This is a genomic window from Bacteroides sp. AM23-12 (assembly GCF_003434395.1).
In the GTDB taxonomy this organism is placed as follows: domain Bacteria; phylum Bacteroidota; class Bacteroidia; order Bacteroidales; family Bacteroidaceae; genus Bacteroides; species Bacteroides thetaiotaomicron.
Window position 1 is genome coordinate 456394 of the sequence record NZ_QTLF01000001.1, and the last position, 13263, is coordinate 469656.

The following is a 13263-nucleotide window of genomic DNA, read 5'->3' on the forward strand; positions in this document are numbered from 1 at the left end:
ATGATGTCTAAATATCCCCTCTTAGGAATGACGCTTATAGAGCTGCAGTCACTGGTGAAACGTCTGGGAATGCCGGGCTTTGCAGCCAAACAGATTGCATCCTGGCTTTATGATAAGAAGGTGACTTCGATTGATGAAATGACTAACTTGTCGTTGAAATACCGGGAGTTACTGAAGCAGAACTATGAGGTAGGAGCTGAAGCTCCGGTGGAGGAAATGCGCTCTGTAGACGGTACGGTGAAATACCTGTACCCTGTGGGCGAGAATCATTTTGTGGAGTCGGTGTATATTCCGGATGATGAACGGGCGACTTTATGCATTTCTTCGCAGGTAGGCTGCAAAATGAACTGCAAGTTCTGTATGACCGGGAAACAAGGCTACTCTGCCAACCTGACCGCCCATCAGATTATCAATCAGATTCACTCCTTGCCGGAACGGGACAAACTGACGAATGTCGTCATGATGGGAATGGGCGAACCGCTCGATAATCTGGAAGAGGTGTTGAAGGCATTGGACATACTGACAGGGTCCTATGGTTATGCATGGAGCCCGAAGCGGATTACCGTTTCAACTGTCGGATTGCGGAAAGGATTGCGGCGCTTTATCGAAGAAAGCGACTGTCACCTTGCCATCAGCCTGCATTCTCCGGTGACCGCCCAGCGTGCGGAACTGATGCCGGCGGAGAAAGCCTTTTCTATCACGGAAATGGTGGAACTGTTAAAAAACTATGATTTTAGCAAACAGCGTCGACTTTCGTTTGAATATATTGTTTTTAAGGGGCTTAATGATTCGCAAGTTTATGCCAAGGAGTTACTCAAACTGCTTCGCGGACTGGATTGCCGGATTAACCTGATCCGTTTCCATTCTATTCCGGGAGTAGCCCTTGAAGGAGCCGATATGGATATGATGACCCGTTTCCGTGACTATCTGACTACGCACGGGCTTTTCACTACCATTCGTGCTTCGCGGGGAGAGGATATTTTTGCGGCATGCGGTATGCTGTCGACTGCGAAACAGGAGGAAAATAATAAAAGTTAATATAAAAATCGAACATCATGAAAAAGTACTTTTTTTATTTAAGCATGGCTTTGGTAGCCTTCGTAGTTGCTTCTTGTGGATTAAAGGGGAATCATACCTCTAGCGGTCGTCCGTATGAACTGTTGGTTGTAGTAGATGCGGGAGTGTGGGACCGTGCCGCCGGAAGGGCCTTGCATGATGTGCTTGATTCTGACATGCCGGGACTGCCCCAGTCGGAACCTTCTTTCCGGATTATGTATACTTCACCGAAGGACTATGATTCTACGCTGAAGTTGATCCGTAATATTGTGATAGTAGATATAAAAGATATTTATACCAAAGGTACTTTCAAGTATGCGAAAGACGTTTATGCTTCTCCACAGATGATACTGACCATTCAGGCTCCGAACGAAGAAGTGTTTGAGAAGTTTGTCGAAGAAAACAAGCAGACGATTATCGACTTCTTCACTCGCGCTGAAATGAACCGTCAGATTACTTTGCTGGAGGAAAAGCACAACAACTTTATCTCAAATAAGGTAGATAGTCTGTTTGACTGCGATATCTGGATACCTTCCGAACTGAATAACTCCAAGACAGGAGAGGACTTCTTCTGGGCATCTACCAATACAGGCAGCGCGGATCGCAATTTCGTGATGTATTCTTATCCTTATATTGACAAGGATACATTCACCAAAGAATACTTTGTTCATAAGCGCGATTCTGTGATGAAAGCCAATATCCCCGGATATAAAGAAGGCGTATATATGTCGACAGACTCGTTACTGACCGATGTTCGTCCGATCAACGTGCACAATGACTACACGATGGAAGCTCGTGGATTGTGGCGCATGAAGGGTGACTTCATGGGTGGCCCGTTCGTTTCCCATACTCGTCTGGATCAGAAGAACCAACGTATTATTACAGCAGAAATATTTGTATATTCACCCGATAAAATGAAACGCAATCTGGTTCGCCAGATGGAAGCATCTCTTTATACGCTGAAACTTCCGCAAGAAGGTCAGCAGAGTCAGATTCCACTGGGGGTAACCAGAGAAGCGGAACCAACTAATAAATAAAAACATGGAAGAAAACAAAATAAGAATCGGCATTACCCAAGGAGATATCAACGGGGTAGGTTATGAAGTGATCTTGAAGACATTCTCAGACCCTACCATGCTTGAGCTATGTACTCCGATTATCTACGGTTCACCTAAAGTAGCGGCTTACCATCGTAAAGCACTGGATGTACAGGCTAATTTCAGCATTGTCAACACAGCTTCCGAAGCCGGATACAACCGTCTGAGTGTAGTGAACTGTACAGATGACGAAGTGAAAGTGGAATTCTCCAAACCCGATCCCGAAGCAGGTAAGGCTGCATTGGGTGCTTTGGAGCGTGCCATAGAAGAGTATCGTGAGGGGCTGATCGACGTCATTGTGACAGCTCCGATCAACAAACATACCATTCAGTCGGAAGAGTTCTCTTTCCCCGGGCATACGGAGTATATTGAAGAACGTCTGGGCAATGGAAACAAGTCACTGATGATCTTGATGAAAAACGATTTTCGTGTGGCTTTAGTAACGACGCATATTCCGGTAAGGGAGATTGCTACAACAATCACCAAGGAACTGATTCAGGAAAAGCTGATGATTTTCCATCGTTGTCTGAAACAGGATTTCGGTATCGGTGCGCCCCGTATTGCAGTGCTTTCACTGAATCCTCATGCAGGAGACGGCGGACTGCTAGGTATGGAAGAACAGGAAATCATTATCCCTGCCATGAAAGAAATGGAAGAGAAAGGGATCATCTGTTACGGTCCTTATGCTGCGGACGGTTTTATGGGTTCGGGCAATTATACTCACTTTGACGGAATCCTTGCTATGTATCATGATCAGGGACTGGCTCCGTTCAAAGCCCTGGCTATGGAAGACGGTGTGAACTATACCGCCGGACTGCCGGTTGTACGTACCTCTCCGGCTCATGGAACAGCCTATGACATCGCCGGTAAAGGACTGGCCAGCGAAGACTCTTTCCGCCAGGCTATTTATGTAGCGATTGATGTATTCCGCAACCGCCAGCGCGAGAAAGCGGCACGGGTAAACCCGTTGCGGAAGCAGTATTACGAGAAACGGGACGATAGTGATAAACTAAAACTGGATACAGTAGACGAAGATTAAGTAATAGGTATTAAGTAATAAGTATTAAGTATTAGCCATGCGGATGGAAGCGAGATGATAATGATGGTAATACTTAATACTTATTACTTAATACTTATTACCTATTACTTAATATTAAGATAGATGACCAAAGCGGAGATACAACAAGTGAAACAGCGTTTCGGTATTATTGGCAATACCGAGGCTTTATCACGTGCCATAGATGTTGCCATTCAGGTAGCGCCTACCGATTTGTCTGTGCTGATTACCGGAGAAAGTGGTGTCGGAAAAGAAAGTTTTCCACAGATCATTCATCAATATAGCCGGAGAAAGCATGGGCAGTATATTGCTGTCAACTGTGGTGCCATACCGGAAGGTACGATCGATTCCGAACTGTTCGGACACGAGAAAGGAGCATTTACCGGTGCTATTGGTGAGCGGAAAGGATATTTTGGAGAAGCTGACGGTGGAACTATCTTCCTTGATGAAGTGGGAGAGTTGCCGTTGCCTACACAGGCGCGTCTGCTCCGTGTACTTGAAAGCGGTGAATTTATCAAGGTAGGTTCATCCAAAGTGCAAAAGACGGATGTACGTATTGTGGCAGCGACCAACGTGAACCTGACACAAGCCATTGCCGAAGGACGCTTCCGGGAAGATTTGTATTATCGGTTGAACACGGTGCCTATTCAGATACCACCTTTGCGTGAGCGTGGAGATGATGTGCTGTTGTTGTTCCGTAAGTTTGCCGCAGACTTTGCCGAAAAGTACCGGATGCCGGCTATCCAGCTGACGGAAGATGCCAAGAAGATATTGCTTGCTTATCCGTGGCCGGGAAACGTCCGGCAGTTGAAGAACATCACAGAGCAAATTTCGATTATAGAAACAAACCGTGAGATAACGGCTGCGATTCTGCAGACCTATCTTCCGGCACAGAATACCCAACGCCTTCCGGCACTGTTCGGCACACGCGAGAGCAAGAGCTTTGAGAGCGAACGCGAAATACTATATTCTGTCTTGTTCGATATGCGTCAGGAAGTGGCGGAACTGAAGAAGATGGTGCACAATATGATGGCTGAACGTGCGGGACAAGTCGGACAGATGGGACAGGTAGTAGCTACTCCGGTAGTGACAACGACGCACCAACCTTCCGTGCCGGCCATTATCCATGCTGTGCAGCAACCGTCTGTTTGTCCCAAAGAAGACGATGACGATATTCAGGACACGGAAGAATATGTAGAAGAAACCCTTTCGCTCGATGAAGTGGAAAAAGAAATGATACGTAAAGCGCTTGAGAGGCATCATGGTAAGCGGAAAAGTGCGGCGAAGGATCTGAATATCTCCGAGCGTACCCTTTACAGAAAAATAAAAGAATATGAATTGGATTAAGAAAATAGCACGACCGCTGATATTGGTTGTTTTACCGGCAGTCATCATCGCCTGTAGTGTGTCCTATAAGTTTAATGGCTCCTCTATCAATTACGATAAGGTGAAGACTATTTCGATTGCTGATTTCCCGATTAAGTCGGAGTATGTGTATGCTCCGCTGGCTACCAAGTTCAATGAAGACCTGAAAGATATCTTCATCAGACAGACCCGTCTGCAACTGCTGAAACCGAACCAGAATGCGGATCTGCAGATTGACGGTGAAATTACGGGCTACAACCAGTATAACCAGGCAGTGTCTGCCGATGGTTACTCTTCGGAAACGAAGCTGACCATCACGGTCAATGTACGCTTTGTCAACAACACAAATCACGCCGAAGACTTCGAACAACAATTCTCAGCTTTCCGTACCTATGATTCCAGCCAGCTGCTGACAGCCGTACAGGATGGATTAATAGCGGAAATGAGTAAAGAGATAACCGACCAAATATTTAATGCAACTGTAGCAAACTGGTAATTTAATGACTTCTGTTAACTTGCAACAATGGATTCAGCATCCCGAGACGCTGAATAGGGATACTTTGTACGAACTGCGCAACCAGCTCGCGAGGTATCCGTATTTTCAGTCGCTCCGGTTGTTGTATCTCAAGAACCTGTATATTCTCCACGACATTAATTTCGGTGCGGAACTGCGGAAAGCCGTTCTGTATATTGCCGACCGACGGAAACTGTTTCATCTGATCGAAGGCGAACGCTTCGCTGTCGAATCCCAGAAGAAAGGGTTGCCTCTCTCTGAAGTATTGAAAGATGAGCCTACCGTCGACCGGACACTGGCTCTGATCGATGCTTTCCTTTCGACGGCTCCCGAAGAAGTAACCAGTCAGACAAGCTTTGATTACTCTATGGACTATACGGCATACCTTCTCGAAGAGACACCTGTCGCCGACGAGCCGGCAGAGGCAATGCCCAAGCTGAAAGGACACGAGCTGATTGACAACTTTATCGAAAAAAGCGAGACTGATCCAGTCGTATACCTGAAACCTTTGAGGGAAGAAGAGAAAGCAAAGGCAGCTTCTTCCGCTGAAACAAACGAAACGGGCAGAACAGACGAAACAACTGAAACCAACACCATAGAAGAGGAAGATGACAGCTGTTTCACAGAAACTTTGGCCAAAATCTACGTAAAACAGCAACGATATTCGAAAGCTCTTGAAATAATTAAAAAATTAAGCTTGAAATATCCAAAAAAAAATGCTTACTTTGCAGACCAAATCAGATTTTTGGAGAAATTGATTATTAACGCTAATTCAAAATAACTAAAAATGTACTTATTATTCATTATCTTAATGGTGATTGCAGCCTTGCTGATGTGCTTCATCGTGCTGATTCAGAATTCAAAAGGAGGCGGACTTGCTTCTGGTTTTTCTTCATCAAACGCTATCATGGGCGTGCGCAAGACTACAGATTTTCTGGAAAAAGCAACTTGGGGTCTGGCTATCTTCATGGTTGTGATGAGCGTTGCTACTGCTTACGTTGTTCCTTCTTCTTCTGCGGCTAAAGATGTATTGTTGGAACAAGCACAGAAAGAACAACAAACCAACCCGTATAATATGCCTACCGGTACTGCTGCTCCTCAGACAGATGCTACTGCTCCTGCAGAGTCTGCACCAGCAACGGAAGCTTCGGCTACTGAAACTCCTGCTCCTGCAGCAGAATAATTCAGTGACAGGATATTCGGTTTAAACTTATTGAGTGAACGGGCTTTTTGACCCGTTCTCTTCATTATAGGCGCGAATTACGCGAATTACAAGAGATTCTAATAGAATCGTGTAATACGTGTAGTTCGCGCCTGTCTTTATTATTGGGCCCGGTCTGCTCTTCTTCATACAGGAATATCCGGTCAGATGTCCTTTTTCTTATAAAATGTTCTCCTTTTTTAGTAAAACAAATGATAATTAGTTAACTTTGTTGCCCGTTACGAGATTATTAACTCCTTTTAAATATTACAATGACAGAACAATTGAAACAAAAGCTGAATGACTCCGCAGTGCTGCGTTGGAGTGTTCTAGCATTAGTCGCTTTTACCATGTTGTGCGGCTACTTCCTCACAGACGTTATGTCTCCTCTGAAACCCATGCTTGAAAAAGAACTTCTCTGGGACAGTTTAGATTACGGTTTTTTCACCAGTGCTTATGGCTGGTTTAATGTATTCCTGCTGATGCTCATCTTTGGTGGTATCATTCTGGATAAGATGGGAGTACGCTTCACCGGAATGGGTGCCTGTTTATTGATGGTGTTCGGTTGTGGATTGAAATATTATGCTATTACTACTACTTTCCCGGAAGGTGCGATGCTTTTCGGATTCAAGATGCAAGTCACATTGGCTGCATTGGGTTATGCTATTTTCGGTGTAGGAGTCGAAATTGCGGGTATCACCGTTTCGAAGATTATCGTGAAGTGGTTTAAAGGCAAAGAGATGGCTCTCGCTATGGGACTGGAAATGGCGACCGCGCGTATTGGAACGACTTTGGCCATGGTGCTTACCGTTCCTTTGGCAGACTTCTTCGGGTCTACGGATGAGAGCGGCGTATTCCATACCAATATTCCCGCTCCTATTCTGTTCTGTCTCGTCATGTTGTGCGTAGGTACCATCGCATTCTTCATCTATACTTTCTACGATAAGAAACTGGATGCTTCACTGGATGCGGAAGGACTGGAACCAGAAGAACCTTTCCGCATGAAAGACATTGTCTATATCATTACCAACAAAGGATTCTGGCTGATCGCATTACTGTGCGTATTGTTCTATTCGGCTGTATTCCCCTTCATCAAGTATGCGGCCGATTTGATGGTACAGAAGTACAATGTTGATCCGAAACTTGCGGGAACGATTCCCGGATTGCTGCCGATTGGCGCGATCATCCTGACACCGTTGTTCGGTTCATTATATGACCGTATCGGTAAGGGAGCCACGCTGATGGTGATCGGGTCGGTGATGCTGATTTTCGTACACACGATGTTCGCTCTTCCTATTCTGAATATATGGTGGTTTGCAACGGTGATCATGATTATTCTGGGATTTGCTTTCTCATTGGTTCCTTCGGCAATGTGGCCTTCGGTTCCGAAGATTATTCCGGAGAAACAGTTGGGAACGGCTTATGCGTTGATCTTTTGGGTACAGAACTGGGGATTGATGGGCGTGCCTTTGCTGATCGGATGGGTGTTGAATTCTTATTGCAAAGGTCCGGTTGTAGATGGTGCACAGACTTATGATTATACTTTGCCGATGGCTATTTTTGCTATGTTCGGTGTACTTGCCCTGATTGTTGCCTTGATGCTGAAAGTGGAAAACAAGAAGAAAGGCTACGGACTGGAAGAAGCAAATATTCAGAAATAATCACAGTATATATTCTATCTGAAAAGATATAAAAGAGAAAAGATATGGCTACGAAAGAGAAAATAAACCTCCTGGAGGTGATCCCTTGTCGTAACGAACATATTAAAGCTGAACAGGAAGGGGAGACTATTGTGCTCTCCTTCCCTCGTTTTAAACGTTCGTGGATGAGTCGTTATTTATTGCCGAAAGGAATGTCCAAAGATATTCATGTGCGTCTGGAAGAACACGGTACGGCTGTATGGAACCTGATAGACGGGCAGCGGACGGTTCGTGAGATTATAGAAAAACTCGCAGACCACTTTCAATATGAAGCAGGCTACGAGTCTCGTGTATCTACCTATCTTTCCCAATTACAGAAAGACGGATTTATTAAATGGATAATTATCCATTAAAAAAGATTGCCCACAGGAGGACAGCACATCCTATCAGTACGCCCATAATGATGAGCGTTCCCCATACGAAATAGCTGTTATCTTTTTCTTTTTTCTTTTCCGAATCCTTGATGATGCGTTCCATCTCTTCCGGAGTCGTATCCGGCAGAAGATAAGGGTCGTTGTTTCTTCTAAGTCGCCCTAACTTGTCATTTCTCCGTTCACGGCGTAAGCGGGAGGCTTCTTTGCCGTCTTTCAGCCGACGTATCATGTCGAGCATATGTCCTTCGCCACCCATCGTTTTGTTTTTTTAGAGGTTTTATTTGCTTTCTTCTCTATCTACTTTCAGTAGTCCACCGGTCACCGGATCAAAGTAAACTTTGATGGTCGAGTTCTTGTTGAATAATACCGGAGCAAGGTATTCTATGATACCGAACTGAGTAACAGGTATTTCTCCTTCATACAATTTCTTTTTGCCGTCCGTCAGCGTCACCATTGCCTGTCCCGGTACGTTATAAGCAATGCCTTCCATCTCTTTCTTCTTTTTTCCGTCCTCTTGCGGAATCTTCACCGTTTTCAGGTCTTTCAGACTGATGTAGAATGGAGTGCCTGCCAAATCGTTGTTGGCAACTATACCCAGCTTCTTTGAAAAGCGGAAAGCTACCTCATTGTCGAATTCCTTATCCGGAGTGAGGCGGACAGTAAATGTCTTTTCTTCTTTATTGCGGACTCCCGAAAACATCTCGGTCATGGCTTCTTCCTGAAGATTCAGGTTGTCGAGCATGATTTTGAGCTGTGCGCCGTCCGAAGGCATATTATCTGCTTGTCCGCGCAATAATGCGTTTTTACTTTCGCGGATATTATAGATTTCCTTTGCTACCAGTTCGGCCATCTTGGCGGTTGAACTTGCCATCAGAATTTCTTCTGTGAGAAAGTCGCGGGGATTGGCTTTTCGTTGGGGAGCAACGGCATTGTTTGCTGCATTCTTTGCATTGTTGCTGCTGTAGGGGACGTTGATTGATTTGATAAGACCCTCTTCAGTCAGTTCCATAAGAGGAGCTACGGTTTTGTCTTTCAGTTTGACGAAATAAGTAGCTTCGCTGTTTGGTACACCTACAGGTTTCACTTTGACACTGTTCAGTTCCCAGTATTCTTCGGGTTCGGCAGAGACGTTGGTCAGTCTCAGGTAGCGGTCGGCGTATTTGCTGAATTCACCCGGCTTATAGTTGACCTTGTTTGCTTTTATTTCTATTTCTATCTGGGTTTTGGGGAGGGCGTACACTACTCCGTAGTCTTTTCCTCGCGTCACTCCTGTCAGCACTTCGGTCTGCGCATAGGCGGAAGTTGCCATTAGTAGTCCTGTTGCTATGATAAACTTTTTCATATTCGGTTCTTTTTAGCTGATTTTGAAAAACAAAGTTAATGAAGTTATTGAATAAACCGTAAGTTCTTAACTTTTATTCGCTTACAAGTCGCCATGCCGTCGGCAGACAGGTCACGATATCACTTGCGATTAATCCGATCATGCCCTGTTTTTTCTGGGCGATGTCTCCGGCCAATCCGTGAATGTAAGTACCGATCTTTGCGGCGTCTTCGGCGGGATAGCCTTGCGCAAGGAGTGCAAGGATTACTCCTGTCAGTACATCTCCGCTGCCTCCTGTTGCCATACCGGGATTACCGGTCTGGTTGAAGTAACATTTGCCTTCGGGGGTGATAATGGCGGAATAAGCTCCCTTCAGAATGATATGTACTTTGGCAGTGTGCGCCAGTTCGCAGGCTTTCATCAGTCGTTCGTATGAGTCCTGACATTTGCCGACCAGGCGTTCCAGCTCTTTCGGGTGAGGGGTGAGGATGGAACCTTTCGGCAGATGGGTGAGCGTATGCCGGTGATTGGCCAGAATATTGAGTGCGTCGGCATCCAGTACCGTCGGAGTCTGACAATGTTCCAGTTGTTCTATCAGGGCGGCTTCCGTTTCCTCGTTGCGACCGAGTCCCGGACCGATGCCGACAGCTTGGTAATCGTCCGTATCGGTAGGTACGGCAAAGCATGTTTCGCTGACATCTGTTTCTACCATGGCTTCGGGGGCGGACGTTTGCAGAATATCGTTGTTGCATAACGGCGCGTGTACGGTCAGCAGACCTACTCCCGAGCGCAGACAGGCACGCGCGGCCAGTACCGATGCACCTGCCATTCCTTTTGAGCCGGCTATCAGCAGGGCATGTCCGAAGTTTCCTTTATGGGCGAATTGTTGGCGTGGTTTGATCAGTGAACGGATTTCTTCGATTTCCAGCATTTCGTAGTTTGTTTCAGTCTCTTCGATTCCTTCTTCGCTCAGCTGGATGTCCAATAACTCCCATTCGCCAACAAATTCTGTATTTTCGGCAAAGAGGAAGGCCAGTTTAGGAAGTTGCAGGCTGAAAGTGACGTCCGCACGGATAATATTGCTTTTTACATTGAATGTATTTTCTTCTCCCATCAGCCCGGAAGGGATGTCGATGGAGACTACCATGGCGGGAGAGGCATTGATATATTTCACAACGGCAGCGAATCCTCCGCTCAATGGTTTGTTGAGTCCGGAACCGAATAATCCGTCGATCACGAGATGTTCCGGTGTCAGTGTGGGAGGTACGAACTGGGTGCTGATTTCATGGAAAGTTACTTCTTCCATCATCTCTACCAGTTCTTTGTTGGTCTGGCAGTCGGGCGAAAGTTCGCCTTTCGTGTTGAAGAGATATACTTCGATCTTGTATCCTTTTTCCGCCATCATGCGGGCGATGGCGAGGGCGTCTCCGCCATTATTGCCCGGTCCGGCAAAGATGGTGACAGGTGTTTCCGGATTCCATCTGTTGGTGATGGCTTTAGTCAGTGCCTGTGCGGCACGTTCCATTAAATCTATGGATGCAATCGGTTCATGTTCAATGGTATAGGCATCTAACTTCTTAATGCTGCTGCTTGGAAATATTTTCATTGCGATATTCTTTTAGTTTTCGACGCACAAACTTACACAAAAACTCTGAATTAATCCTTTATTCCGGTTGGTTTTCGGCTTTTTGGGAAGGAACTTCAGGTATTAATACTTGAGTTGTCAGGTATTAATAGTTGATGTGTCAGTTATTAATAGTTGAGAAGTCAGATATTAATGATTGTTATCTCATTTACTTTTACTCTCTCCGGAGAACATTCATGGCTGTTTGTTAACCTTCCCATGCGTGTTTCTACTACTGTATATTCCTCTGGTTCACCTCTTTCACCCGCAATCGCCTTATTTATCAAAGGTTCAGGAAAAGGGTGGAAGAGGTGATTGTGATAAATATGCTATGGGCATATTCTTGATTAGCTAATAGCTTATTGTTTTTTGCTAAATCTAATGGGGAGTTTGCTCATATAATAAATACTCTATTCACTCTGCTAAAGAAGAAAATCAGTGTAGTTCTCATTCTGCTATTTGAATCAGATATGCATTTTCCAGTGCAAGGTAATCTTGTTTGTACTGTGCGGTTAAATCTCTGACAAAACAGTACTGAATTAACGGATGAGCATTCATTCTTGTATTGAGGAGTGGTAGAAAGTTCTTGGTAATATAGAAAGTATCAATAACTTTGCCATTATCTTCTTTGATTGTTATACGATAATACTCACTCAATTTGTATTCACCTTTGATGGGAATGGCATTTTCTTCATCCAGCACTATATGTTCTTTTTCAAAGTTGCCTGTTTTCATGTTATTATCTGAATAATACAAATCTACTGTTCCTTTGCTGTCTTCCGCATTCATAAAAGTAAATACATATTTATTAATCGGATATGAATTGCCCACTTTGTTCATTAACTCAGTGTGTTCTTCAGATGTAAGCTCGTCTCCCTTCACAATGACTTTTGCTGTAAACGCCTTATGAGTAAGAGTACGATATTTTACAACGACAGACAGTATATACATATTATTCGAACTGTCTTCTATCTTGATGGATGCGCGTCCTATTTCCTTTGCCTTCAATGTTAAACTTCCGTTGTGGTAGTTTACTTGTACCACTTTCTCATTCTCATTGGTCACTTTGTAAGTTCCGTCTCCACCCTTGATGAAGAGTGGTGTCGTTTCTTTGCTGAACGGAGTCAGTGTGTAAGAACGGCTCTCGTTGTCGAACTTAATTTGAGGATCTTCATATTCCAGAGTGATTGGAGAAAAGTTGTCATCATTGTCATTACAGCTCACGAGGCAAATAATACAAAGGAATAACGAAAGTATTCCTGTTAGTTTTTTGGTAGTCATGCTAATTAAAGTTTTAAATGTGCGATATTAGTTTAGTTCTCGTCTGCAAACTTATGAAAAAGAATTGAACTGTTTCTTTATTTGTGCTATTTTTTAGCAGAGATCGGCATAAATGATTAGAATGTAACTAATAATAGCAGCTAATGCCTTGATTATTTGCTTTTTTCGAAAAAAATGATATCTTTGTAGTGCAGTAATGTGCTTTACGTTATTCTCCTGTGCTCACAATGTTTAGATTATAAATATAAATTGTTTAATCTTCTAAAGTTTGCATGATGGAAAAGAAAAGAATTGGCTCAAATGCCGGGAAAGTATGGCGCATCTTAAATGAAAAGGGCGAACAGTCTATGTTCACTTTGTGCCATGAGTTAGGTTTGACGTTCGAGGATGTAGCAATTGCTATCGGTTGGCTGGCAAGGGAAAACAAAATCCTGCTTAGAAAAAAAGAAGGAATGCTCTATGCCAGTATTGAGAATGTTGAATTTACCTTTGGATAAATGGGGACTGACCCACATTTAAGGAGAATATCCACTTGATTATTTACACTGTTGAAAACATAATAAGGTGGGTAACTGAGACTTCTTGCACGCCATCCTGTATTTTTCTATTCTATAAGAATCTTCTTTTTTGAGGCATTTAATCTACTTTTTAGTACCTTTGCACCCCATAAACT

14 protein-coding genes are annotated in these 13263 nt (G+C 44.2%); 10 read left to right on the plus strand and 4 right to left on the minus strand.

Translation table 11 applies throughout. From position 1 onward, the window contains the following. Positions 1 to 3 precede the first annotated feature (3 nt). From rlmN to DW640_RS01600, 9 genes are all read left to right on the plus strand, one after another. On the plus strand, positions 4 to 1038 hold the full coding sequence (rlmN, locus tag DW640_RS01560; RefSeq protein WP_055300141.1) for a 23S rRNA (adenine(2503)-C(2))-methyltransferase RlmN: 1035 nt from the start codon (positions 4 to 6) through the stop codon (positions 1036 to 1038). A gap of 17 nt (positions 1039 to 1055) precedes the next feature. Continuing rightward, positions 1056 to 2093: a DUF4837 family protein gene (locus DW640_RS01565; protein ID WP_117576956.1), complete on the plus strand. Its 1038-nt coding sequence runs from the start codon at positions 1056 to 1058 to the stop codon at positions 2091 to 2093. A 4-nt stretch (positions 2094 to 2097) separates the two neighbouring features. Beyond that, complete coding sequence (pdxA, locus tag DW640_RS01570; RefSeq protein WP_008760044.1) at positions 2098 to 3192, plus strand: 4-hydroxythreonine-4-phosphate dehydrogenase PdxA; 1095 nt, start codon at positions 2098 to 2100, stop codon at positions 3190 to 3192. 123 nt (positions 3193 to 3315) lie between these two features. Further along, a complete protein-coding gene (locus DW640_RS01575; RefSeq protein WP_008760045.1) occupies positions 3316 to 4557 on the plus strand; it encodes a sigma-54-dependent Fis family transcriptional regulator in 1242 nt (413 codons plus the stop codon). Then, a complete protein-coding gene (lptE, locus tag DW640_RS01580; RefSeq protein WP_008760046.1) occupies positions 4544 to 5071 on the plus strand; it encodes an LptE family protein in 528 nt (175 codons plus the stop codon). Before DW640_RS01575 ends, lptE begins: the two co-directional genes overlap by 14 nt. Positions 5072 to 5075: 4 nt before the next feature. Further along, positions 5076 to 5870, plus strand: coding sequence for a hypothetical protein (locus tag DW640_RS01585; RefSeq protein WP_011109226.1), 795 nt, complete (start codon positions 5076 to 5078; stop codon positions 5868 to 5870). 6 nt (positions 5871 to 5876) lie between these two features. Beyond that, entirely contained in the window at positions 5877 to 6272 is a 396-nt protein-coding gene (secG, locus tag DW640_RS01590) for a preprotein translocase subunit SecG (RefSeq protein ID WP_048696816.1), read from the plus strand. Positions 6273 to 6562: 290 nt separating this feature from the next. Next, positions 6563 to 7951, plus strand: a complete 1389-nt coding sequence (locus DW640_RS01595) for an MFS transporter (RefSeq protein ID WP_011109228.1) — start codon at positions 6563 to 6565, stop codon at positions 7949 to 7951. A 44-nt stretch (positions 7952 to 7995) separates the two neighbouring features. After that, a complete protein-coding gene (locus tag DW640_RS01600) occupies positions 7996 to 8343 on the plus strand; it encodes a PqqD family protein (protein ID WP_008760049.1) in 348 nt (115 codons plus the stop codon). Here the strand turns inward: DW640_RS01600 and DW640_RS01605 are convergent. The 4 genes from DW640_RS01605 to DW640_RS01620 form a co-directional block, all read right to left on the minus strand. Next, positions 8333 to 8620 (minus strand): hypothetical protein, encoded by a 288-nt coding sequence (locus DW640_RS01605; protein ID WP_011109229.1) that lies wholly within the window; start codon positions 8618 to 8620, stop codon positions 8333 to 8335. The genes DW640_RS01600 and DW640_RS01605 overlap by 11 nt on opposite strands. A gap of 21 nt (positions 8621 to 8641) precedes the next feature. Beyond that, positions 8642 to 9706, minus strand: a complete 1065-nt coding sequence (locus tag DW640_RS01610) for a DUF4831 family protein (RefSeq protein ID WP_061474401.1) — start codon at positions 9704 to 9706, stop codon at positions 8642 to 8644. A 73-nt stretch (positions 9707 to 9779) separates the two neighbouring features. Further along, positions 9780 to 11291 (minus strand): bifunctional ADP-dependent NAD(P)H-hydrate dehydratase/NAD(P)H-hydrate epimerase, encoded by a 1512-nt coding sequence (locus tag DW640_RS01615; RefSeq protein ID WP_048696812.1) that lies wholly within the window; start codon positions 11289 to 11291, stop codon positions 9780 to 9782. Positions 11292 to 11756: 465 nt separating this feature from the next. Continuing rightward, positions 11757 to 12590 carry a hypothetical protein gene (locus DW640_RS01620; RefSeq protein ID WP_008760052.1) on the minus strand — a complete coding sequence of 278 codons (834 nt, stop codon included), beginning with the start codon at positions 12588 to 12590 and terminating at the stop codon, positions 11757 to 11759. A 272-nt stretch (positions 12591 to 12862) separates the two neighbouring features. Between DW640_RS01620 and DW640_RS01625 the strand changes: the two genes are divergently transcribed. Beyond that, positions 12863 to 13087, plus strand: a complete 225-nt coding sequence (locus DW640_RS01625) for a winged helix-turn-helix domain-containing protein (RefSeq protein WP_008760053.1) — start codon at positions 12863 to 12865, stop codon at positions 13085 to 13087. The last annotated feature ends 176 nt before the right edge of the window (positions 13088 to 13263 follow it).